Annotated in this window: 27 protein-coding genes; 15 read left to right on the forward strand and 12 right to left on the reverse strand. The window is 34.7% G+C overall.

The window, feature by feature from the left end; translation table 11 throughout:
• Window positions 1-39 precede the first annotated feature (39 nt).
• The 6 genes from JYK00_RS00295 to JYK00_RS00320 all read left to right on the forward strand — a co-directional run bounded on the left by JYK00_RS00295 (window position 40) and on the right by JYK00_RS00320 (window position 5,797).
• Window positions 40-1,542 (forward strand): ABC transporter substrate-binding protein, encoded by a 1,503-nt coding sequence (locus tag JYK00_RS00295; RefSeq protein WP_207566747.1) that lies wholly within the window; start codon window positions 40-42, stop codon window positions 1,540-1,542.
• A gap of 72 nt (window positions 1,543-1,614) precedes the next feature.
• Entirely contained in the window at window positions 1,615-2,622 is a 1,008-nt protein-coding gene (locus JYK00_RS00300) for an ABC transporter permease (RefSeq protein WP_207566748.1), read from the forward strand.
• A gap of 30 nt (window positions 2,623-2,652) precedes the next feature.
• A complete protein-coding gene (locus JYK00_RS00305) occupies window positions 2,653-3,510 on the forward strand; it encodes an ABC transporter permease (RefSeq protein ID WP_207567571.1) in 858 nt (285 codons plus the stop codon).
• Between the two features lie 4 nt (window positions 3,511-3,514).
• Window positions 3,515-4,474, forward strand: a complete 960-nt coding sequence (locus JYK00_RS00310) for an ABC transporter ATP-binding protein (RefSeq protein ID WP_207566749.1) — start codon at window positions 3,515-3,517, stop codon at window positions 4,472-4,474.
• On the forward strand, window positions 4,471-5,445 hold the full coding sequence (locus JYK00_RS00315; RefSeq protein WP_207566750.1) for an ABC transporter ATP-binding protein: 975 nt from the start codon (window positions 4,471-4,473) through the stop codon (window positions 5,443-5,445). Before JYK00_RS00310 ends, JYK00_RS00315 begins: the two co-directional genes overlap by 4 nt.
• Window positions 5,446-5,539: 94 nt before the next feature.
• Window positions 5,540-5,797 (forward strand): SHOCT domain-containing protein, encoded by a 258-nt coding sequence (locus JYK00_RS00320; RefSeq protein WP_207566751.1) that lies wholly within the window; start codon window positions 5,540-5,542, stop codon window positions 5,795-5,797.
• A gap of 31 nt (window positions 5,798-5,828) precedes the next feature.
• Here the strand turns inward: JYK00_RS00320 and JYK00_RS00325 are convergent, their stop codons facing one another.
• From JYK00_RS00325 to JYK00_RS00375, 11 genes are all read right to left on the reverse strand, one after another.
• Entirely contained in the window at window positions 5,829-6,953 is a 1,125-nt protein-coding gene (locus JYK00_RS00325) for an HD-GYP domain-containing protein (protein ID WP_228288171.1), read from the reverse strand.
• Between the two features lie 114 nt (window positions 6,954-7,067).
• Window positions 7,068-7,490 (reverse strand): hypothetical protein, encoded by a 423-nt coding sequence (locus JYK00_RS00330; RefSeq protein WP_207566752.1) that lies wholly within the window; start codon window positions 7,488-7,490, stop codon window positions 7,068-7,070.
• Between the two features lie 129 nt (window positions 7,491-7,619).
• Window positions 7,620-7,952 (reverse strand): hypothetical protein, encoded by a 333-nt coding sequence (locus JYK00_RS00335; RefSeq protein WP_228288172.1) that lies wholly within the window; start codon window positions 7,950-7,952, stop codon window positions 7,620-7,622.
• Window positions 7,953-7,961: 9 nt separating this feature from the next.
• The gene (locus JYK00_RS00340) at window positions 7,962-8,237 is read right to left on the reverse strand and encodes a ferredoxin family protein (RefSeq protein WP_207566753.1); all 276 of its coding nucleotides are present in this window, start codon (window positions 8,235-8,237) and stop codon (window positions 7,962-7,964) included.
• On the reverse strand, window positions 8,234-9,556 hold the full coding sequence (locus JYK00_RS00345) for an NAD(P)/FAD-dependent oxidoreductase (RefSeq protein ID WP_207566754.1): 1,323 nt from the start codon (window positions 9,554-9,556) through the stop codon (window positions 8,234-8,236). The genes JYK00_RS00340 and JYK00_RS00345 overlap by 4 nt, the downstream gene beginning before the upstream one ends.
• Window positions 9,553-10,563 (reverse strand): electron transfer flavoprotein subunit alpha/FixB family protein, encoded by a 1,011-nt coding sequence (locus tag JYK00_RS00350; protein WP_207566755.1) that lies wholly within the window; start codon window positions 10,561-10,563, stop codon window positions 9,553-9,555. Before JYK00_RS00350 ends, JYK00_RS00345 begins: the two co-directional genes overlap by 4 nt.
• Window positions 10,560-11,408: an electron transfer flavoprotein subunit beta/FixA family protein gene (locus JYK00_RS00355; protein ID WP_207566756.1), complete on the reverse strand. Its 849-nt coding sequence runs from the start codon at window positions 11,406-11,408 to the stop codon at window positions 10,560-10,562. Before JYK00_RS00355 ends, JYK00_RS00350 begins: the two co-directional genes overlap by 4 nt.
• A gap of 11 nt (window positions 11,409-11,419) precedes the next feature.
• Window positions 11,420-12,211 carry a cytochrome c biogenesis protein CcsA gene (gene ccsA / locus JYK00_RS00360; protein ID WP_207566757.1) on the reverse strand — a complete coding sequence of 264 codons (792 nt, stop codon included), beginning with the start codon at window positions 12,209-12,211 and terminating at the stop codon, window positions 11,420-11,422.
• 12 nt (window positions 12,212-12,223) lie between these two features.
• On the reverse strand, window positions 12,224-13,396 hold the full coding sequence (locus JYK00_RS00365) for a cytochrome c biogenesis protein ResB (protein WP_207566758.1): 1,173 nt from the start codon (window positions 13,394-13,396) through the stop codon (window positions 12,224-12,226).
• Window positions 13,393-14,004 (reverse strand): NapC/NirT family cytochrome c, encoded by a 612-nt coding sequence (locus tag JYK00_RS00370; protein WP_207566759.1) that lies wholly within the window; start codon window positions 14,002-14,004, stop codon window positions 13,393-13,395. The genes JYK00_RS00365 and JYK00_RS00370 overlap by 4 nt, the downstream gene beginning before the upstream one ends.
• Window positions 14,005-14,013: 9 nt before the next feature.
• The gene (locus tag JYK00_RS00375; protein ID WP_207566760.1) at window positions 14,014-14,622 is read right to left on the reverse strand and encodes a CPBP family intramembrane glutamic endopeptidase; all 609 of its coding nucleotides are present in this window, start codon (window positions 14,620-14,622) and stop codon (window positions 14,014-14,016) included.
• A gap of 875 nt (window positions 14,623-15,497) precedes the next feature.
• Between JYK00_RS00375 and JYK00_RS00380 the strand changes: the two genes are divergently transcribed.
• The 9 genes from JYK00_RS00380 to JYK00_RS00420 all read left to right on the forward strand — a co-directional run bounded on the left by JYK00_RS00380 (window position 15,498) and on the right by JYK00_RS00420 (window position 23,350).
• A complete protein-coding gene (locus tag JYK00_RS00380; protein WP_207566761.1) occupies window positions 15,498-16,241 on the forward strand; it encodes an MBL fold metallo-hydrolase in 744 nt (247 codons plus the stop codon).
• A complete protein-coding gene (locus tag JYK00_RS00385) occupies window positions 16,238-16,585 on the forward strand; it encodes a PadR family transcriptional regulator (protein WP_207566762.1) in 348 nt (115 codons plus the stop codon). Before JYK00_RS00380 ends, JYK00_RS00385 begins: the two co-directional genes overlap by 4 nt.
• A 211-nt stretch (window positions 16,586-16,796) precedes the next feature.
• On the forward strand, window positions 16,797-18,140 hold the full coding sequence (locus JYK00_RS00390; RefSeq protein ID WP_207566763.1) for an FAD-dependent oxidoreductase: 1,344 nt from the start codon (window positions 16,797-16,799) through the stop codon (window positions 18,138-18,140).
• Window positions 18,141-18,293: 153 nt separating this feature from the next.
• The gene (locus tag JYK00_RS00395) at window positions 18,294-19,142 is read left to right on the forward strand and encodes an ATP-binding protein (protein ID WP_207566764.1); all 849 of its coding nucleotides are present in this window, start codon (window positions 18,294-18,296) and stop codon (window positions 19,140-19,142) included.
• On the forward strand, window positions 19,139-20,017 hold the full coding sequence (locus JYK00_RS00400; RefSeq protein ID WP_207566765.1) for an ATP-binding protein: 879 nt from the start codon (window positions 19,139-19,141) through the stop codon (window positions 20,015-20,017). The genes JYK00_RS00395 and JYK00_RS00400 overlap by 4 nt, the downstream gene beginning before the upstream one ends.
• 3 nt (window positions 20,018-20,020) lie before the next feature.
• Window positions 20,021-20,365 carry a NifB/NifX family molybdenum-iron cluster-binding protein gene (locus JYK00_RS00405; protein ID WP_207566766.1) on the forward strand — a complete coding sequence of 115 codons (345 nt, stop codon included), beginning with the start codon at window positions 20,021-20,023 and terminating at the stop codon, window positions 20,363-20,365.
• A gap of 150 nt (window positions 20,366-20,515) precedes the next feature.
• Window positions 20,516-20,749 carry a 4Fe-4S binding protein gene (locus JYK00_RS00410; RefSeq protein WP_207566767.1) on the forward strand — a complete coding sequence of 78 codons (234 nt, stop codon included), beginning with the start codon at window positions 20,516-20,518 and terminating at the stop codon, window positions 20,747-20,749.
• 218 nt (window positions 20,750-20,967) lie between these two features.
• Window positions 20,968-21,519 carry a thymidine kinase gene (locus JYK00_RS00415; RefSeq protein WP_207566768.1) on the forward strand — a complete coding sequence of 184 codons (552 nt, stop codon included), beginning with the start codon at window positions 20,968-20,970 and terminating at the stop codon, window positions 21,517-21,519.
• Between the two features lie 19 nt (window positions 21,520-21,538).
• Window positions 21,539-23,350 carry a 5'-nucleotidase C-terminal domain-containing protein gene (locus JYK00_RS00420; RefSeq protein ID WP_207566769.1) on the forward strand — a complete coding sequence of 604 codons (1,812 nt, stop codon included), beginning with the start codon at window positions 21,539-21,541 and terminating at the stop codon, window positions 23,348-23,350.
• A 54-nt stretch (window positions 23,351-23,404) separates the two neighbouring features.
• Here JYK00_RS00420 and JYK00_RS00425 read toward each other — a convergent pair whose 3' ends face one another.
• Window positions 23,405-24,046, reverse strand: coding sequence for a lactate utilization protein (locus JYK00_RS00425; RefSeq protein WP_207566770.1), 642 nt, complete (start codon window positions 24,044-24,046; stop codon window positions 23,405-23,407).
• Window positions 24,047-24,049: the final 3 nt, after the last annotated feature.

Genomic DNA, 24,049 nt, shown 5'->3' on the forward strand with positions numbered 1-24,049 from the left:
GTAAAATAATGTTACCAAACCGGAAAAGGAGGGGTTGCTGTGAAAAAATTTGTTATTATCTGGTTATTTTTGCTTGTTGTGATATCTTACGCTGCAAGCAGTGCTATTGTAATAGGAACAACTGACAAAATCAGGACTCTTGATCCAGCCAACTGTTACGACTACTTCTCGAGTAATATTTTGCAAAATGTTTTAGCAGGACCGGTAGATTATGAAATTGGAACCGCAAATATCAAACCATGGCTTTTTGAAAAATGGGAAGTATCAGAGGATGGACTGATTTACACATTCCACATTCGAAAAGACGCTTACTTTGAAGATGGCACACAAATTGATGCAAATGTTTTTAAATTTTCTTTTGACAGAGTTATGAAATTAAATGGAGATCCTGCATTTTTACTTACAGACGTTGTAAAAAAGACAGAAGTAGTTGATAAGTTCACTTTTAAAGTAACTTTAAAGTACAAATTCTCTGCGTTTGTTTCCGTTCTTGGATACACTGTGGCATTTCCCGTGAATCCAAAAGTTGTTCCAGAAAATGCATTTTATGACTTCGCTCCTTCAGCATCTGGTCCCTACAAAATTACTGAATGGATCAGAGACGTCAGAATTGTACTTGAGGAAAATCCAAGATATTTTGGCCCAAAACCAAAAACCAAAAAGATTATTATCCAATTTTATGAAAATTCCCAGCAACTTAGATTGGCTCTTGAAACAGGTGAAATTGATGTCGCTTACAGACATCTTGATCCAAGAGATATTTTAGATTTGCAAAACGTTCCAGGAATAAAAGTTTATCTTGGCCCAAGCCCTCAGATAAGATATCTTGTCGTTAATGTGCAGCAAAAACCGTTCAATGATCCTCTTGTAAGACAGGCGATAGCCCTTGCCGTTAATAGAAAAACAATAACGGAAGATATCTTTGTAGGACTTACAAAACCTCTTTATTCCATGGTACCAGCTGGAATGTGGAGTCATGTAAACGTCTTCCCCGAAAGGGATATCGCCGCTGCAAAAGAAGTTCTCAAATTAGCTGGTTACAGCAAAGCAAATCCTCTTGTCATAGATTTATGGTACACTCCATCGCACTATGGAACAACTGAGGCAGACGTAGCTCAAGTACTGAAAGAAGCTTTAGAAGAAACAGGCATGATAAAAGTTAACATTAAATACGCAGAATGGTCAACATATGTTGAATATTTCTTGAATGGTACAATGGGACTCTTCCTGCTTGGTTGGTATCCTGATTATCTTGATCCAGATGACTATTTATGGCCGTTCCTGAGTGTAAATGGTGCAAAATCACTTGGAAGTTTCTATGAAAATAAGACTGTTGAAAATCTAATGATAGCCGGTCGTGCAGCAACGAATCAGTTCTCAAGGGAAATGATTTACAAACAGGTTCAAAATTTCCACGCTTCAGATGTTCCTTACATACCACTATGGCAGGGAATCGCCGACTGTGAGGCATGGGATTATATCAAAGGAATCGTTCTTGAACCAACTCAAATATTCAGATATTACATTCTTGAAAAGAAATAACATTTCACCTGGTTATTAATAAAGTCCCGCCCGTTAATGCGGGCGGGATTTTTTAAAAGAGGAGGAGATAATGTGTCCCTGAAAAGCTATATTATAACCCGAATAATACTGGCCCTTCCTATGATATTAGTTCTTCTTGTCATGATCTTTTTTATTCTTCGTATAATTCCAGGTGATCCAGTACTTGCAATTTTAGGTGGGAAAGCTCCTGTTGAAGTGATAGAAGCCAAAAGACATGAGCTTGGCCTGGATAAACCTGTTATAGTACAATTTTTTGATTATCTTGGTAACGTAATTAAAGGAGATCTTGGAACTTCGACTCTTACAAATAGACCTGTCTGGAATGAAATCAAGGACAGATTCCCTGCAACCTTAGAATTAACCATCTTTTCATTTATAGTTGCATTGCTAATAGGTATTTTCTGGGGAGCGGAAGCTGCATGGAGGAAAGACGGACCCATAGATATTAGCGCAAGGGTATATTCCATATTCATATATGCCGTCCCGGTTTTCTGGTTAGGACTAATGCTCCAGCTTCTTTTTGGCATTTATCTAAGGTGGTTACCTGTAGGGGGAAGAATTTCCCCGCGGGTTAGTATAGACGTCAAAACAGGCTTGTATCTTTTCGACACATTAATTACCGGAAATTGGGAAGGATTTATAGATGTTCTTGAACATTTATTACTTCCAGGTATAACACTTGGACTTGTAATATCAAGTATATTTTTACGTATGGTAAGAAACAATACTGTGTTAACTCTTTCAAAAGATTTTATAAAAGCAGCACGTGCTCGTGGATTAAAATCACGAGTAATACTTTATGGCCATGCTGTTAGAAACGCATTTGTTCCAATTTTTACAATAATGGGAATGCAGTTTGCTCTTCTTTTAGCAGGGGCTATTCTGACAGAAACAACTTTTTCGTGGCCCGGGGTTGGTAGTTATCTTGTACTAAAAATAAAATACAGAGATTTCCCTGCAATACAGGGTACAATCGTATTCTTTGCCTTATTCGTTGTTATTATAAGTATCATAATTGACATTGTAAATGCTCTTGTGGACCCAAGAGTCAGATATTAAAAGAGGGGTGATTCTGTGCGAAAAAAATTTATGAGTGAAAGATTAGGTGAATTTCTAAGTGACCTGTTCAAAACAGGTACCGGATGGCTCACGTTTGTCGGTGCAACAATATTAATCTTTTACATAATTCTTGCAATATTTGCACCGCAAATTGCCCCTTACAATCCCATACAACGAGTGGGAAGATCTTTAAGCGCCCCAAATGATCAGTTTATATTTGGTACAGACAATCTCGGAAGAGATGTTTTGAGTAGAGTAATTTATGGTGCGAGAATCGCCTTAATGATTGCTTTTCTTGCAGTAGCAATCGCCGCAGGTATAGGCGTCCCACTTGGACTAATTTCTGGATACATTGGCGGATGGTTAGATAGAGTTTTAACATTAATAATGGATGCAATATATTCTTTTCCTGGACTTATCCTTGCTATAGCAATAGCAGCGGTCCTGGGGCCAGGAATCGTTAACATTTCTATATCAATAGCCGTTGTTTACACACCAACATATTTCAGAGTCATCAGGAACCAGGTGTCATCTGTAAAAAGTGAACTTTATGTTGAAGCCGCAAGAGCTCTGGGCGCAAAAAATCGCGAGATTTTATTAAAATATATTTTCCCAAATGTTTTACCTTCTATAGTAGTGGTACTTTCCATGAACCTCGCAGACGCTATTATGACGGAAGCAGGACTATCTTTCTTAGGACTTGGAATAGCACCTCCAACACCTGATTGGGGATTTGACCTTAGTAACGGTCAAAGATTTGTTCTCAGTAGAGCCTGGTGGGGATTACTATATCCTGGACTTGCCATTATAACTGTTGTTCTTGGTTTTTCCATGTTTAGTGAAGGCTTAAACGAACTGCTGAATCCTACGATTAGGGAGAGAAGGTGAAAATATGATTTTTGAAGCAAAAGATCTGAAAATTTATTACAGAACCAAAAAAGGATTTGTAAAAGCAGTAGACAGAATAAGTCTAACTGTTAAAAAAGGTGAAACTGTAGGGCTTGTTGGAGAATCCGGTTGTGGAAAATCAACGCTTGGTCAGGGGTTGCTTAAAATTCTTCCTCCAAAAACATTTTATGGAGGAAGTATGAAAATAGAAGGAGAGGAATTGATATCTTTTTCGGAAAACAAAATGAGAGAAATCCGGGGAAAAAAGATTGGAATGATTTTTCAAGATCCTATGACATCGTTAAACCCTATAATGCGAATAGAAAAATTATTCTATGAAACACTTAAAACTCATGAACCAGAAATAACTGAAGAAGAAGCAAGGGAAAGAACTGCAAAAGTTTTAGAAAAAGTTGGTATTGAACCAGAAAGAATGCAGGAATATTCCTTTCAATTTAGTGGTGGAATGCGCCAAAGAGTCATGATAGCATTAGCCCTTGTATTAAATCCAATTCTTGTTATTGCTGATGAGCCAACAACATCGCTTGATGTAATAGTCCAGGCACAAATTATGGAATTATTAAATGAATTACGCCAGGAATACGAAATGTCAATGATATTGATAACCCACGACCTTGGAGTAGTAGCTGAAATGGCTGATAAAATTTGTGTAATGTACGCTGGTCAAATAGTTGAAGAAGCAATAAACGAAAAAATTTATTATGAACCAAAACATCCGTACACAAAACTTTTGCTGAAGAGTATTCCAAACACCAACATAGATGATCTTGAATTAAATTATATTCCAGGTTCCCCTCCAGACTTATTGAAACCGCCCAGAGGTTGCAGATTTGCACCACGATGTCCATACAAAATGGAAATATGTGAGACTCAGGAGCCAAAAACATTTGCTGTAGACAATACACATGTAAAATGCTGGCTATACAGCGAGGTGAAAAAATGATAGAAATCAGGAATTTGAAAAAACATTTTCCTGTAAAAAGAACAATCGGAGAAGTTTTGCTAAGAATACCTCAAAGGTATGTAAAAGCAGTTGATGGTATAAGTTTTAACATTTTTAAGGGAGAAACTTTTGGGCTTGTGGGAGAATCTGGTAGTGGAAAAACTACAACTGGAAGATTAATCCTTCGCCTGATAGAACCTACAGACGGTCAGATATTATTTGAAGGTGAGGATATCACAAAATTTTCAAAAGAAAAATTACGAAAATTCAGAAAGAACATCCAGATAATCTTTCAGGATCCCCTCGCCGCCTTGAATCCTTACATGAAAGTTGGTGAAGCTATTAAACACGGCCTGGAAATACACAACATTGGAAATACACGTCTTGAGCGAAAAAAAATGGTTTATGAAATGCTTGAAAGAGTAAATCTTTCTCCAGCAGAACAATTTTACAATAGATATCCTCACGAACTCTCAGGCGGTCAACGACAAAGGATAGTAATAGCAAGGGCGCTAATTTTAAACCCTAAATTCATCGTTGCGGATGAAGCTATAGCCATGCTTGACGTATCAGTGCGTTCTCAGCTTTTAAAACTTCTCATAGATTTAAAGAAAGAGTTCAATCTCACCTTTTTATTTATTACACATGACCTTGCAACTACAAAATACATATGTAACCGTATTGGAGTGATGTATTTAGGTAAAATCGTAGAAATAGGTAATTTCAAGGATATATACGAAAATTCTCTTCATCCGTACACCAAAGCCCTTATTTCCGCTGTTCCTGAACCAGATCCAAAAAAGAAAAAAGAAAAGTTAATCCCCAGAGGAGAGGTACCAAATCCTATCAACCCACCTCCTGGCTGTAGATTCCACCCAAGGTGTCCTTTTGTAATGGATATATGCAAAAAAGAGGAACCAAAATTAAAGAAAGTAAACGAACGATTAGTTGCCTGTCATTTATACAAATAATTCAACAACTAAATTTTGACAAAACTTGTAGAGAATGATATAATGATTTATGATGCCCCCTGTATAAGGGGGTATATTTGAAGGAGGTGAATTTATGTGGTGGCACTGGCCTGGAGCTGGATGCGGACTCTGGTCATGGGGATTTGGTAACGGTACATGGTGGTTTGGACTCCTGTGGGCATTGCTGTGGATAGTTGTAATAGTAGGAACTATACTTATTATAGTCAAGCTGTTTAGTAAAACTTCTTTCAGTAACTCAGATAACGCCCTTAAAATTTTAAAATCAAGGTTTGCCAGAGGAGAAATATCTGAAGAAGAATTTGTGAAGATGAAAAAATTGTTGAAAAATTAACTAATTCACAATTATCAATTTCTTTCCAATTCTAACTCGTGAGTTCTTGATTTGTTATAAACAACTCTTTTTCTTCTTCTAAAACATTCAAAAAAGCTTTAACCACAGCTGGATCAAACTGCTTGCCCATATTATAAACTAATTCCTGCAATGCTATATTATATGGAAGTGGATTTCTATATGATCTCGGGCTTGTCATTGCATCCCAGGAATCTGCTACAGCAATAATTCTAGATATTAGGGGTATCATCTTTTTCTCCAGTCCCGCAGGATAACCTTTGCCATCCCATCTTTCGTGGTGGTGATAGACATACTCTGCAATCTTTCTTAAATTTGATGACGTTGTTAGAAAATCAAACCCATAAATCGGATGTTTTTTTACTATTTCATACTCTTCTTGAGTTAACCTGCCTTCTTTATTAAGAATGTTTATAGGTATTGCTATTTTTCCTATGTCGTGAACCAGCCCTGCCCAATATGCATCTTTTATATCCTGATCGCTTAACCCCATTTTCTCTGCTATATTTGCGGATAACTCTGCAACCCTCACAGAGTGACCCTTAGTATGTTTATCATAATATTCAAGAATTTTTATCATTGAAAGCAACAAATCCTTTTGAAATTTTCCCTGGGATATTAAATATTCCCTCAACGCTATATAAGACGCCGCAAGATTTGAAAAAATACTCATAACCTCTATATCTCTATTTGAAAATGTTCCTTTTGGTGAATAAAGAATAATCTTGCCTCTTTCATTTTCAGTAAATCCTATATTAATCGTTAAAAATTGTCCTAAATCATCTTTTGAAAACATTCGACTTTCCCGAAAGCTATCACTCTTATTTAATTCGATCACATCTTTAATTTCATCAAATTCAAGTTCCTTAGACACAACAGGTTTTAATTTACCGGCCTTGTTTATAAGAATAATTCCTTTTTTTGCAGAGGGGACTATTTCCAGAGAAACATCTAAAAGTTTTCTAAAATAGGCTACTTCATTTCTGGCAGGAAGATATCTCAGGTAGGAAGTCATATCTTTAAGAAGAGATATTTTATCATCAAACAAATTAACTGTCTTTGCTTTAATAAAAAATTTTACTGCCAGATACGTTGCAAAAACTGAATACGTAACCACTGTTAAAACTATAATCAACATTAATTTTATTACCTCCCGATGCTTTTCAACTAAATTATAACACTTTCACAAATGTTTGCAACACTTACATTTTTCATTTTTAATTATTAAAGCCCCCTTTCGGGGGCTTTAATGCTATTCTTTACCTGCCTGGACTTCATCAAATAATACAAATTCTCCTTTTTCTGAAATATCGTGACAGCTAAAACAATTACCTTCAAAATGCTCGCTGAAGTAATGAATTGGATGAATAATCTTTTTAAAGGATTTCTCTCCCATATCTTCGTGACACACCAGACAATAAAGCACTCCTTCTTCTTCTACTTTTTCCTTTTTTATAGCCGGGTGATCCTCAATCCGCTGCACCTCCGCATACAACGTATAGTCAAACACTTTACCATCTCTTTCGACTACTTTATGACAACTGGTACATCCCCTCTCGTCTAAATGAAGAATTTCTTCTTCAAAATTTTCATCCTCTCCTGCCTGAACAAACACAGGTATAAATAATGCAAGCACAACACTTAAAAGAATAATAAGCCCTATCCTTTTTCTCATCTTACACACCTCCTTTCCAATAATAATTTAAAAAAACTGCCAGGATGCTCCTTTGAAGTCTCCTGGAAATTGATCACTGGCAAGTATGAATGACTATCCCAACATATATTTCAAGGTTTAATTGCCCTTTTATACAATTTTTATCTTGCCTTTGCTCTTTTCAAAAAAGGCTTCTGGATAATTATCTATACATCCTGATTCCTGCATTTCTATTTCAAGGGATTTCTTTAATTCTTTTAAATCTTTCTCAAATTTCTTTATTTTTTCAAGAATTTCGTCTATATAGTTTATACTGTTTGTAATAAGATTTATATTTTGCCTTCCGCAATACGGACAATCTGTAACAAGAATCGTATGTAGTTTCTGAACTTTTGGAATTTCGTAACTTTTATTACAGTGAGAACACAAAATTGTTCCCTCTGTTTCCACAAATGGAATAAGTTTCCTGTCAATTTTATTCATAATCTCACCTCACCCGAATTTATACAAAATACCATAATTCCCTTTTGGGTATTTCCATTCTATATTCTGATATGGACAAACTATTCTACATGTACCACATTCCAAACAACCTTCGAATTTTACTTCCATACTTTCGCCATCCCATTCATAAACACCTGCCGGACAACAATTAATACACGGTCTATTTTTACATTTTTTACATATCTCCATATTTATAATTTTCAAATGAGGATTTTCTTCATCAGTCCTATATCTATTTAGAAATAACTTATCCTCTATCCTCATCCTCTCACACCTTTCCACATTTTAAGCGCATCAATTGTCATACCTATTAATCCTCTTCTCTTTCTAAACATTTCAAATATTTCCTTTTGCATTTCCCATTTGGGTGTTCCATCCACATTCAAAAACCTATACGCTGCATCATTAAGTAGTGAAGGATAAATTTCAAAAAACTGGTGATTTTTCTCCATTATTGAAGTTAAATCTTTATATTTCTTCAAATCTTTAATTATGAAAGAGTCACGTAGCTTTAAATAATACTTCTTTAGAAACTTTCGTGAAAAATCACCTTTTTCAAACGCATCTACAAGTGTTTCTCCTGCAAGCATTCCTGAAGTTATAGCATGGTTGGAACCTTCTCTATGGATAGAATTTACCATCATACCAGCATCACCTACTACCAAAATTCTATTATCATAAAGCCTTGGCATGGAATAATAACCACCCTCAGGAATTAAATGAGCCATATATTCGTTTGCGGAATTTTTATTTTCACCTAATAATTCACTAATTGCCGGGTGTTCTTTTAAATTTTGCAAAAGTTCATAAGGTGTAAATTTATTATTCTGCTTCAAATCTTCTATTAAAACTCCTGCTCCTAATGATATGGAGTCTTTATTTGAATATAAAAATCCTATTCCCATCATACCCTTTGACCAGCTACCAATTATTTCTATTGTTGCACCTTCATTTTCATTACCAACACCAAAAATGTCATTGATTCTTTCTGTTGACATAGGAATTATTTCTTTCACAGCAATTGCCGCCATTTTCGGTGTAATATCACGTTTCCTTAATCCAGCTTTGAGAGTTAATATTGGATTTACCCCTTCAGCAATAACCACAGCTTTACAATAGATTTCCCCTTTAGGTCTTGAAGTTTTAACACCTATTATTTCGTCGTTCTCCCAGATAAAGTCTTCCACCTTAGTTTTTGATATTATCAAAGCCCCGGTTTTTTCAACTTTTTTTGCAAACCAGTTATCAAATTTTGCTCTTAATACCGTAAAAGCATTTGGAGAGGTTTTCCACTTCTCATTTCTGTGACCCGCTTTTATCACACCATCATCACTTAAAAACCACATGTTTTGTTCTATCACGTTTCTTTCTACAACATTAGCCTGTAGCATCTCATCAACTATTGTTTCAGATATTAACTTCTTAAGCGGAGATAAGTATAAAACTCCTCCCATTACATTTTTCGAACCAGGATACTCACCTTTTTCAACAACTGCAACTTTTATTCCAGAACTTGCCAATTTGTACGCGGCTGACAACCCCGCTGGTCCTGCACCAATCACCACAACGTCAAATCTTATCATTTTCTCGCCCCGCTCTTTAATTTATTCTCAATTATTTCAATTAAAGCTGGAACAACTTTGTGTAAATCTCCTACAATTCCCATATCTGCAACCTCAAATATCGGTGCATTCTCATCTTTATTAATTGCTACAATAATATCAGATTCTTTAATCCCCACTATGTGCTGGATTGCTCCAGAGATTCCACAGGCTATGTATAATACTGGCCTTATTGTTTTTCCTGTTTGCCCGACTTGATATTCATAAGGTACCCACCCTTTTTTCACCGCTGCTCTTGATGCTCCAACTTCACCTCCAAGTAAATCTGCAAGTTTTCTCAGCATTTTAAATCCCTCAGGCCCTCCTACACCATTCCCTCCTGATATAACTACAGGAGCATATTGTAAATTCGAACCACTTTTTACAGGTATTGATTCCAGAACTTCTATTAATTTTTCCACTTCAGGCATTTGATATTCTTCAACTATAATTTCCCCGGCCCTTTTAAAATCTGGTGGCAATTCTTTCATAACCCCAGGTCTTACAGTGGCCATCTGCGGAACATGCTCAGGGCAAAAAATAGTAGCCATTAAATTACCACCAAATGTCGGCCTTGTCATAGCTAAAAGTTCTTTCTCCGGGATAATGTCCAACCCGGTACAGTCTGCTGTAAGTCCCGTTTTTAACTCTGTTGCAATCATCCCTGCTAATTCTCTGCCTTCTAACGTAGCTCCTATCAAAAATATCTCTGGTTTATATTTTTTAACCATATCAACCAATACCTTCTGGTATTTATAATTTATATACTCGTTTAGTTCAGAATTTTTCACATACAATACCTTGTCAGCACCCCTTGCTATAGCCTCTTTACAAACTTCATCTAACTCATTCCCAAGGAGAACTCCCCAGACTTCGCTACCTTCCAGTTTTTCAGAAAGTTCTCTGGCTTTTGCCATAAGTTCCCAGGAGACAGGTTTTGCTTTTTGATTAACAGTTTCTATGAAAACGAATATATTCGAGTGTTTCATTTTTCATCACTCTCCAAAATAGTATTAAAAATTTCTACAAGTCTAATTGCTGAGAATTTTTTTAATTCCAAAAGTAACCTTTCCGCTGCCTTTTTTGGTTCATCATTTTTAGAAATAATATCACCACCTTTTCTTGCAGGTGGGACATTAGTTCTTACAACACGCGTAGGGGAACCAAAAAATCCACAAAGCTTTGGATCAGCTCCTATATCTTTTGCATTCAAAACCTTTGGCTCATACTTAATCGCTCTAATTAAATCCGGAAGTGATCCATACCTTGGTTTTGCAAATTCATGAGTTATAGTCAACACTGCCGGTAATTTAATCCTGATTTTCTCATATCCTCGATCTATCCTCCTAACAGCAATAACATACTCATCGGTTACTTTTTCTATTTTTTCAATGTAAGCCCCCAGCGAATAACCGCGTCTTGTAGCTATTCCCGGGCCTACTTGCCCGGTATCACCATCAGCTGCCTGCTTTCCAGTTAAAATGATGTCAAACCTTCCAAAATCTTCTTCGATTTTGTTTATTCCCAGGTTTAGAGCATAAGTTGTGGCTAAGGTATCAGCTCCAGCAAATGTTCTATCGCTAAGTAAGTAAGCTTCATCAATCCCAAACATTAACGCATCTTTTAACGCGTTGATAGCTTGAGGTGGTCCCATTGTTAAAACACATGTTTTAGCTCCCATTTCTTCTTTCAAATGAGCTGCTAACTCCAGAGCGTGTAAATCATCTGGATTTATAACAGCAGGAACACCTTCCCTAATAAGATTGTTCGTTTTTCTGTCAATCCTAACATTTGTGGTATCTGGAATTTGTTTAATACAAACTAATACATTCATGATTTTCCCTCCTAAGAATAACTATGTAGCCCAGAAAGTATGTAATTTACTCCGAAAAATGTAAAAATCATTAGCATAAACGCAATTATAGCTATAATACTGCTTCGTTTACCCTTCCATTTCAAAAGATATCTTGAATGCAAATAACCGGCATAGAAAAGCCAGGTGATCAGACTCCAGGTTTCTTTCGGATCCCACGACCAAAATCTTCCCCACGCATACTTAGCCCATATAGCTCCAAAAATTAAAGCTCCCAGCGTAAAAAATGGAAAACCTATGAGTATGCTTTTGTATGTTAACTCGTCCATTTTCTTTTTGACCTTCTCTTTTTTAGACCATAAATATATCAACGCTGTGGCAAAAGATACTACGAAAAATACTTCCCCTATAAAAGCAAAAGAAACATGCAAAACAAGCCAGTAACTTTGAAGTGCAGGTATCGGGGGGTTAATTTCTGATGAAACCAATGGAGAAGAAGATATGGCAAAGAAAGTTGTTAACACAGCGATTGATATGAAAGCCGTCTGAGAATCTATTTTGTATTTCTTATAAAAATAAAAAACCACAAAAGCTCCAACCCAGGCAATAAAAGTGACAGCTTCAAAAGTTGATGTGATTGGTATAAATTTCATTTGAATTCCCCGCAAAATCAAACCCGGTGTTTCTAAAATACCGGCCAAAAGAAGCGTGTACATTGCCAAAGCATGAATTTTCTCCTTTTTTAAAAACAAAGAAATTATTTCCATAAGCAAAGCAACCAGATACAGTCCAAAAGCCAGAGAATAAAATATAGTATCTTTCACAAAAACTCCCCCTTACAATTTTTCTTTTTGATAAAAGTAAACTCTTATTTTGTCCTTGTCTCTCACCGCATAAACTTTATTATAATCTCTTCTTATTGAAAGCATGGACCCTATTCCTATGAATATTAACGCTATAAACATTAGTAAATCTCCCTGTGATTTAACATACAAAAGACCTGTTTGTTCATATTTTTTATATCCAGCCAAATACGCTTTTACCGGAAAGTCTTTCGGATCAGTGGGATAATCAAAGTTTTCGAAAACCCACTGTCTGCCAATTCTTACTCCAAGTAAATTGTAATATTCAACTAAAATAGCAGGATTTACCGGTTCATTACTCATGTTATAAACTTTTCCATTGGAAACTCTCAAGTGTGGGATAAATCTACTTATTTTTATCCTATAATTTCCCGCTTTAAAACTACTATCATCTGGTCCCTCATAAACATAATCCAACCCTTCAAATCTCAACTTAACATTCCAATCAACCTTATGAGACCATTGATATAATTTCCCTTTTTGAATATTCATAGGTTTATTAACCTCTATACTATAAGTTTTACCATCATATCTTACTATTGAGATCCAATCTTTTGGCATTCCATTTTCGTAAGTATAGAATTTAAAATCTGCTAATTCCAACACTTTTCCATCAACGTTAAACTCATCACCAGGACTCAAATAAAATTTCTCCATTTTAGTTGTAAGACCTATAACTAAACCACTAACAATAGCGATTAAAATACCAACATGGATTATATCTGGACCTATCTTTCCCAGAAGTGCTTTACTTCCATACATTTCATTTCCTTTAATCTTTGCTTTAAACCCCTGTTCTTTTAGCTTGATTTTTAATTCCTTCATACTTCCTTCAAATTCTTCAACACTATCACTTTTAAACCTTTTTCTAAACAACGAAGGGTAAACTTTTACAATTCGAACAAAAGTACATACCAGGGTATTCAGGAAAAAAAGCGTTAAAAGAAATCCAAAAATTATAGAATTACTATAATGATCAAGCTGCAAAAATAAAATGATATATCCTGTAATACCATATTTTGAAATATAATACTCTGATACATGATATTGTGGGATAAATGTCCCTAAAGCGGCAAAGATTGAAATTGATATCATTAACACTAAAGCAAATTTTAATGATTTAAAAAGCTCTATAACCTTTTTCATTTTTTATCCTCCCATTCCAGCACTCCATGAACAAAATTATAGTGACAATCAAAGCAAGAAAGACCCTTTTCTTTCACTTTTAGTTGTTGATGTATATTTATACCATAAGCCTCTACTTCCATATATGGTATTTCTTCACTTTCCCCATGACATTCCAGACATGTTTCTTCCGTCAAATTTTTTTCATAGGCTATCTTTTCCCAGTGCTCTTTATAATTGTTATACCAATCTTCTCTGTTTTCAGGATGGTCCTGAGTAAAATAGATCCACGCCTCTCTTAATCCTCCTAACTTTGCCCTTGTAAACCCAGCAATATCGGAGGGAATATGGCAATCTGCACAATCAACTCCAGCCTCTCCATGACTGGTTTCATAAAACTCCTTTTCAAAGTATGGATGGCAGGTCAAACAAAAACTATTAGTTGAAGTTGCCTCTATTGCAATAACCAATCCTATTCCACCCAAAATAAATACACCTAACAAGATAATCGCAATCTTTTCAGAAAGATGGACATGTCTTCTCACAAAATCAAAAAACAACAATATTAAATTGAAACCAGCTACTACAACCTCAAAAAGCAATTTAAAAAAGTCAACAACAACTTTCACGATCCCACCTCAGTTTAAAGGTAATATAGCAAAGATAAGTGGTGTCCAAAGCATATGAATATACATAGTTGTTGTCACTTTCCCTGTAATAAAATAGGTCACAGAAAAAATTAAACCTATTATAAACGCAGAAATAACTAAGACTATATTCATAGTATATAAGTAAATCAACGAATATATCGCAGAAGAAATTGTTAAAGCAATAACAGGATTGTCTATACTATCAACTAACGCTTTTGTTACAAAACCTCGCCAAAAAATTTCTTCAAAAATTCCAATCAACATAAGTACTATTATCAAAAGCACAAAGTCATATCTATCCATTAGTCTATAAATATCCTCTATACCTTCACGCAACGGTTCGAAAAAATTAGCTATAAATCTAAGTATCCAGAAAAGAAAGTACATTAGCGCAGTCTCCAGAATAATCAAAACCGCTTCTAATTTGTTAACTTTCAACCCTATGTCCGCACCAAAAATCACTCCAAGCACTGCTAACACAAATGAAGAAATCAACATAACATAAAGGAAATCTGAAAATTTAAACACGTTGTACCAGAGTATATACGCCAGAATTAATAACGATAGGAATCCAGGGATACGAATTTTCTTATGCACATTATCACCTCAACAATTTTGATACAATACATGTAGCAAAAAAGATTTCAATAATGACATTCTCTGATTTTCTCTGACCTTAAAAATTCAATGGATTTATCAACCTGATTCAGGAGAACAATCACTATCGACACCATTTTTGTGCTCGAAAAGTTAGGTATTTATAATATTAACTCACGCATAAATTAGAATGTTAACTATTAATCATGTACAAAGCAAAATCTCCTGGGGAAAAGACTTAAAAACCGACTGTTGCTGAAACAATGGAGGCGACAAAAGAGAAAGGCATTATTGCTGTTAAATATTTTATAAATTTCACAATCCCCCTCCCGACAGTAGGGCGCTAAAAATTATACCACAAATTAATCTAAAAAAACAAATAGATGTAAAATTTTATTTAAATAATTTCCAAAACAGAAACAAAAATTATATATCACGAGATTCCTCGCCTCCACGCTCCTCGGAATGACATATTTCAGGGATGCCAATCCTTACTGTTTTTTGTCATCCTGAGGAACGAAGTGACGAAGGATCTTATTCTTTTACCAACCTCACCAACTCTCGCCAATTATAAGATTCCTCACCTTTCGGGCTCGGAATGACACAGAAGGGATCCAACTCTCGCTAACCTCGCCAACCCCGCTAATTATAAGATTCCTCACCCTTCGGGTTCGGAATGACACAGGAGGGAGCCAACTCTCGCTAACTCTCGCTAACCTTGCTAATTTTGCTAACCTCGCCAAATTTGTACCTTATTACCAAGCAAAGTCATACTAAATCTTATTCGCCCAGAGCCTGAAAAAATATGGTATAATTTCGTTGAACCTCGAATAGTGTCATTTCTCAACAAAGATCACCGTTAGGAGTATAGAAACTTGAAAATTAAAATTTTGTGCAATGATTCCTCAAGAAAAAATTTCTTTTATGAACATGGCCTTTCAATTCTAATTAATGATACAATTCTATTTGATACAGGCCAAACAGACATTTTTATAAAAAATGGCGAGAAATTGCACGTTGACTTTCAAAAAATTGAGAAAATTTTTATTTCTCATGGTCATTATGATCACGTAGGAGGATTATTTCACCTCCAGAATAAAACAAATGCCACTGTCTTCATCCACAAAAAAGCGTTAATTCCAAAATTTAGTGCTAAAAAATTCGCGGGAATTCCTTACGATTGGAATAAAATTCCTTTTAAGGTGGTTTATACTGACAAGGATACAGTTATTGACAATATTCATATCATAAACTCTATTCCAACCGATAAAGAAATAATCAACAAAAAATTTAATGTAAACGGGAAACAGGATCTATTTGACGATGAAATAAACTTGATTATTAATAATGTTCTTTTTACTGGCTGTGCTCACAAAGGTATTGAAAATATTTTGAAATATACCATGAAAAATTATAAAATAAAAGCTGTGGTTGGTGGATTTCATTTGTCAGGTGCTTCAAGCAAAAGAATAAAAAAGATAATAGCTCTTTTTAAAAGTTACAATCTCGAAATTTTTCCACTGCATTGCACAGGAAGTGATGTAATTAAACTTTTAAAAGAGGAATTAAATGAAAAATGTATAGAATTAAAAGCTGGTGATGAATGGAGGTTAATATGAGAAGAGGGTCAGGAAGATATAGAAAAACGTTTATTGAACCATTTATTTTATTGATTATAGCAGAAACTCCTCTTCATGGTTATGAAATTGCAAACAAACTTTCCAGATATGGAATAGAACTTACAGGATTAGGTCAAATGGGAAATTTATATAGAATTTTATCGAGACTTGAAGATGAAAAATACATCACTTCACAATGGGATTCAAATGCCCGAGGGCCATCTAAAAAAGTTTATTCTATCACCCCAAAAGGTATTGAACAATTGAAAAACAGCAAGAAAGAATTATTAAAAGTTAAAAAAATCATAGAAGAATTCGTTTCAAAAGTCTCGAAATTTGAATGAGGATTTTTTCTTGACAACTATATGTAAAAATACTATAATTAAATTGAAGATATATGCCAATTGAATATAATTCTCTTTTAATTCATTAATTTGTGAAAAAAAATATCTATGTTTTCTGAGAATAGGGTTCAAAGCAATAATAAAAATAAAAATTGATTATTGGCAATTGTGAAATTCTTATTTAGCCAAGAACTTGAAGGGAGGGATTAAAATGAATAATATATATGATGTAGTTATTATTGGCGGAAGTGCTGCTGGCATTGTTGCAGCCACGACTGGAAAATGCTGTTATCCTGACAAAAGTTTTTTAATGATTAGAAAAGAAAAGGATGCGCTGGTTCCGTGTGGTATACCATATGTGTTTGGTTTTTTAGGAACAACCGAAAAAAATATAATACCATTAGAACCTATTAAAAAAGCTGGTATTGACTTTCTACAAGATGAAGTAACAAAAATTGACAGGAAAAACAAAATAATCTTCACAAAATCTGAAAAGGAATTTCGGTACGAGAAGTTAATATTGGCAACTGGTTCAAAACCTTATGTTCCAGACATAAAAGGTAACGATCTGGAAAATGTATTTACTGTTCCAAAAAATAAAGAATATTTAGATAATATGCTTGAAAAACTTAAAAATCTAAACAAAATAGTAGTAATAGGAGCTGGTTTTATAGGTGTTGAAGTTTCCGAACAATTAGCTCATATAGGTAAAGAAATCACCATAATTGAAATATTACCCCATATTTTAGGAAAAGCTTTTGATAGTAATATAGCCAGCTTAGCTCAGAAAGAACTTGAAAAATTAGGTATAAAAGTTCTAACAAATACAAAAGTGTTAGAAATAACTGGGAACAAAAAAGTCGATGGTATAGTATTAGAAAACGGCAAAATTTTATCAACTGATGCAGTAATCTTTGCTACCGGATATCAACCCAACTCAGAATTAGCAAAAAGTGCGGGATTAGAATTAAATAAATACAATGCAATAAGAGTAGATAGTTATATGAGAACAAATGATCCAGATATTTTTGCAATCGGAGATTGTGCCCAGAAGGTTGATTTCATTACACGAAAAAGCGTTCCAATAATGCTGGCTTCAACTGCAACTTCTGAGGCGAGAATCGCTGGAACAAATTTATATAGACTCTCAACTGTTAGGAGCTTTCTGGGAACAATTGCAATATTCTCAACTAAAATAGGAGGTAAAGTCTTTGCCTCTGCTGGTTTGACCGAAGAAGAAGCGCAAAAAAATAATTTTGATGTTAAAACAGGTTATTTCGAAGGAATTGATAAGCATCCCGGTTCACTTCCCAACGCAAATAAACAAATAGTTAAATTAATTGTTTCAAAAGAATCAGACGTAATAATAGGCGGTGAAATTGTTGGAGGAGATACTGTTGGAGAACTTATTAACGTTGTCGGAATGGCGATTCAGAATAACGTTAGTATAACAGAATTATTTATCTCTCAAATTGGAACTCATCCTCTCCTCACTTCAGCACCAACTGCTTATCCATTAATTAAAGCTGCACAAAACGTTTTTATATCAAAATAGGATTCAAATAGTAAAGTTTCAAACAAGCCCGCTTTTATAATCTTGTAAGCGGGCTTATTTTTAAAGAATAAAAACTAATTTAATTTGACAGTCTTTCAATTGTAGAATATAATAAAAACAGATATATGTAAATTACATATAGGAGGTTTGTACGTGAAGATAGCGATTTTAAGCGGAAAAGGAGGCACAGGCAAAACTACTGTTTCAACAAATTTCGCCTGGGTTCTATCTAAAACAATTTCTGTTCAATTACTTGATGCTGATGTTGAAGAACCAAATGACCATATCTTCTTCAACGTATCATTTGATTATGAAGAAAATGTAGAACTCCTACTTCCATTAGTTAACAATGAAATATGTATAAAATGTGGAAAATGTTCAAACAACTGTCAATTTGGTGCCATCTCAGTCTTCAACTCTGGAACTCTTGTATTTGAAAATTTATGCCACGGATGCGGTGTATGTGAAATGGTTTGTCCTGTTAACGCGATCACTGAAAGACCAAAAAATATAGGTAAAGTAATGATTGGTACCATAAATAAAAACCTTAAATTTGGAATGGGAATCTTAAAGATCGGTGAACCTTCAGGGGTAAAGATCATCAGACAACTCAAAAAACATATCGACAATAAAGTTGAAGTCGTTATTATTGATTCTCAACCAGGGACTTCCTGTCCTGTCGTAGAAACGCTGAGAAATGTTGATTTCGCAATTCTCGTCACCGAACCAACCACTTTTGGTCTACATGATTTATCTTTAGCTGTAGAACTTATTAAAGATATGAAAATCCCTTCTGGAATTATTATCAACAGAGACAATTTCAGAACAAACATCATAGATAACTTTGCAAAAAAAGAAAAAATACCTATTTTAATGAAGATACCTTTTAAAAAGCAAATTGCAAGAATCTATTCTGAAGGAAATTTATTCTCAGAGTTTTTACCAGAATTCCAGGAAAAATTCCTTTCGGTTTATGAAACCATAAAGGAGTTGATTAAATGAAACAAATAGCAATAGTCAGTGGAAAAGGCGGAACAGGCAAAACCACCCTGAGTTCTTCTCTTGGAATCCTATTTGAAAATTCAATTTTAGCCGATTGCGATGTTGATGCGGCTAATCTAAATCTTATGTTCAATTCAAAAGTGATTGAAAAACATGAATATTATGGAGGTAAAAAAGCAATAATTGTTCCTGAAAAGTGTGATGGATGTGGAATATGTAAAAAAGTGTGTAGATTTGAGGCTATTATAACTGTTAGCAATATCTATAAAGTTGATCAATATGCCTGTGAAGGTTGTAATGCATGTGTCATTTCCTGTCCTCAAAGGGCTATCAAATTAGTTGAATCATTATCGGGTGAATTTTATTATTCAGTTTCTGAAAACAAAAATATTATACATGCAAATCTTAATCCCGGTGAAGAAACATCTGGTGGACTTGTTGCTGAAGTTAGAAAACTTTCAATTGAAAAGGGGAAAAATTTAAAAAAAGAAATAATATTGATCGATGGAGCACCAGGCGTTGGATGTCCAGCTACATCGTCAATTGCAGCTACTTATTTTGTAATTATTGTTACTGAACCTACTTCTTCAGGAATACACGATTTAAAAAGAATTATTGATACTGTTAACCATTTCAAGAGAAATTTTGCAATAGTGATAAATAAATACGATATTAACGAAGAAATAACCGGTAAAATTGAAGACTTTTGTAAAGATGAAAAAATCGAAATACTTGGAAAAATTCCTTTTGATGAAACAGTAGAAAAAGCAATTCTTGAAACCAGACCCGTTGTTACGTATGAAAATAGTAAAGCGGCAAGAGCAATAATAGAGATTTATAAAAAACTATTAAAAGTCATTAAAAAGGAGGTGTAAATTATGAAAATAGCGATTCCATCTGAGGGTAAAACTCTTGATTCCATGATAAACGATAGATACGCAAGAGCTGAGTACATTATTATCTATGATATTGATAGAGAAGAAATTATCGAAGTTATTGAAAATGATTCCTCAGAGGCTCATGGTAAAGGCTCAAAAGTTTCCCAATTGCTTACAAACAAGGGAGTTAAAATATTAATAACTCAAAATGTCGGAAAAAACGCACTCGAAGTTCTCAAAGCAGCAAATATAGAAGTTTACTTATCAAAAAAAGATACTATAAAAAATGCTATTCAAAAACTCAAAGACGGTACCCTTGAAAAAATAGAAAATCCGACAAACTAAGACTAAATAAAGTTAATTATTACAAGAACATCAAAAGAACAAAAATCAGCCAATAGTATTTTAGCTATTCTAAAATTTATGTGGCATACGGATTCAATGAAATTGAACTTATAAAAACATTTTCAAATGAAAAATCGCGGAGGTAATACTATGCCATGGATTAAAAAAGAAAATTGTATAAAATGCCAGATTTGTGTAAATGTTTGTTCTGTCGAAAATGCAATATACTTTGAAGAAGATGGCTATCCATTTATTAATAATAATATTTGTACAAGATGTGGGATATGTATGAGAAAATGTCCGCAAAATGCTATTCGCCCTAACTATGAAAACCCTTTACTCAGGGGTATTGGCAGAGGAATAAGACAACAGTTTAAGAAATGATTCTCAAAAGAAGGCACTTCACTAACCTTGCTAATCTTGCTAACTCTCGCTAACCTCGCCAAAATAAGATTCCTCACCCTTCGGGTTCGGAATGACACAGAAGGGAGCCAACTCTCGCTAACTCTCGCCAATCTTGCCGACCTTGCCAAATTTAAAATCTTTTCCACATTTATGATAAAATATAACATGCACCACGCTATAAAAAGGGGGTTTTTTTAGTGACTGGAAAAATTACAGTAATAACCGGACCCATGTATTCTGGAAAAACGACAGAACTTTTATCGTTTGTTGAAATCTATAATATTGGAAAGAAAAAAACACTGGTTTTCAAACCTGCTGTTGACAATCGATATGGTCATGACATTGTTTCGACTCATACTGGTTTTAGCGTAAAAGCTGAAATAATAGCAAGAGCTTCAGAAATAATGAAAAAAATAACACCAGAATTTGATGCAATTTTCATTGATGAGGTACAATTTCTTGATACAGAGTTGGTTGAAATTGCTAAAAAACTTGCTTTTCAAGGAATAGATGTTTACTGCGCTGGTCTTGATATGTCTTATCTTGAAAAACCATTTGAAACTACAGCTCGACTCTTAGCAATAGCAGATGTTGTTATAAAAAAGAAAGCAGTTTGCGAAAAATGCGGAGAACATAGGGCAACTTATTCTTACAAAATCGTTCCAGACGGCGGGGAGATTGATGTTGGAGGTAAAGATAAATACATCGCAATTTGCCGAGACTGTTTGAAACAACTTAAATCTACATAATTTATTGGGAGGTGTAAAAATGAAAAGGGTTCTCAGTGTTATTCTGTTGATTTTTATTATTTCTATCTCTCTGGCTCAATCAATTGAATTAGTATTGCTTCATACTTCCGATTTGCACGGGAATATATTCCCTATTAACTACGCTACAAACAAACCTTACGATGTGGGAATTGGTAAAATTGCAACTATTGTAAAGCAAATTAAAGAACAGTATTCAAATGTTATTATTCTTGATTCAGGAGATTTGATTCAGGGCACTCCCCTTGAATATTACCACGCAAGAATCGACAACAAACCTGTAGATCCCATGATGTTGGTAATGAACAAAATTGGATATTCAGCAATGGCTCTTGGAAACCACGAATTTAATTACGGAATGAAAGTGTTAAAAAAGGCTATCTCTGAAGCTCAATTTCCTGTTTTAAGTGCCAATATTGTTAAAAAAGGAACTCAGGAACCTTATTTTAAACCTTACCATATCGTTACACTTGACAATGGTATAAAAGTTGGAATTTTAGGACTTATAACAAAGTTTGTACCCAATTGGGAAGATCCAAAAAATATCGCAGAGCTTGAGTTCTTAGACCCTGTGGAAGTTGCAAAAAAATACGTACCAAAATTAAGAAACGAAGAAAAAGTTGACGTTGTCGTTGTTGTATATCATGGGGGATTGGAAAGAGATCCGAAAACCGGTCAGCCTACAGAAGAATTGACAGGAGAAAATGAAGCTTATCAACTACTCCAGGAAGTTCCTGGAATAGATGCCCTTTTACTTGGACATCAACATAGGACTATAGCTGTGAAAATAAATGGTGTTCCAGTTTCAATGCCATCCAAATGGGGGAAATACCTTGGAAAGATTGTGCTGAAACTCGAGAAAAAAGATGGAAAATGGATTGTAACTGATAGTAATGTTGAACAGCTCTCTGTGAAAGGAGTAGAAGCTGATAAAGAAATTCTTGCTATGGCCCAGGATTACGAAGATAAAGTTCAGGTATGGCTGGATCAGCCTGTTGGTTTTGCAAAAGGCAATTTCTGGATAGAAGATCCCTTGTTTGCAAGACTGCAGGACAATCCTCTTATAGAATTTGTCAACAAAGTACAAATGTATTATAGTAAAGCAAAGATTTCATCCACTGCTCTTTTCAATAATAGCATAAAGGGATGGAAAGACGGTCCAATTACTTTAAGAGATATTAACGCTGTTTACATTTATCCAAACACCCTTAAAGTTATTAAGGTTAAAGGTTCTGATATTAAAGCGGCTCTTGAAAAAAGTGCAGACTATTTTGTTTACGAAAATTACTACGCAAAAGTAAATAAATCCTGGGTTGATCCAAAACCAAGACATTACAATTATGACATGTGGGAAGGAATTTCCTATAAAATAGTTCTTAATAGACCTTCGGGAAATAGAATAGTTGATTTGATGATAGATGGTAAACCTATAGATTTAAACGCGGAATATGAAATAGTTCTCAACAACTATAGAGCCGGCGGTGGCGGTGGTTACACCATGTTTAAAGGTAAACCAGTTGTTAGAGAAGTTATGATGGAAGTATCTGAACTCATGGCAGATTACATTATGTCAAGAAAAACTGTTAAAGCAACTGTTGACAACAACTGGGAAACTGTTGTTGAATTTTACTATACAGTAAGCTCCGGTGAAACTCTTGGAGAAATTGCCCAAAAATTGGGTGTGTCAATTAAAGACCTTGCAAGATGGAATAAAATTAAAAATCCAGACATAATAAAAACCGGTATGAGGCTTGTTTATTTCAAAAACTATATCGATACAATTCCACCAATAAAAGAGGCAATTGGATTTTAATTAAGTAAAAGGGAGCGTTAACGCTCCCTTTTGTTTTTCCTCGTTCACTTAACTTTACAAGCCCAATTCTTCAAGAATCAGAATAATTTTTATTCTCCCTGGCGAGCGATGGCCAGATTCTATTATAACGTAATAGTTACAAATTCGCTGATAAGACGCGCAATCAATACACATTCCCGTTTGAACACATGGAGTACTCAAGTTAAGTCTTTTAGAGTTCATTGGTGAAATATAACGTATTCTTTCTCTTGCTTCGGGCAAATTTCTTACTATTTTATTGACACTAACAACTAATATGACATTTTTAGGTCCGTAAATTACTGCAGCAACCCTATTACCGTTACCATCTAAAAGAGCAATTTCCCCATCTTCTGTTATTGCATTGGCACTACAAAGATAATAATCTGCAAAAAACGCCTCTTTTTCAAGTTTCTCTTTTTCTTCTCTGGTTTTTGCTGCATACCTATCTATAAACTTGTATTTACCGCTCCTTAAATGTTCTAATATCCCGCTTTCCCCGATGGTTAACGAACCACCAACAGCTACACTTGCACCTTCAGGAATTATTTCGTCTACTTTTTTCAGAGCTTCCCTGGCGCTTTGTACAATAAACACCTCATGACCTTTTTTGGATAAGCTATCTGCCACTCTACTCGCAAGAGCTTGATATTTCCATTGAAACAGCTCTTTTCTCATACC

Source organism: Thermosipho ferrireducens, from assembly GCF_017358165.1.
GTDB classification, from domain to species: Bacteria; Thermotogota; Thermotogae; order Thermotogales; family Fervidobacteriaceae; genus Thermosipho_B; species Thermosipho_B ferrireducens.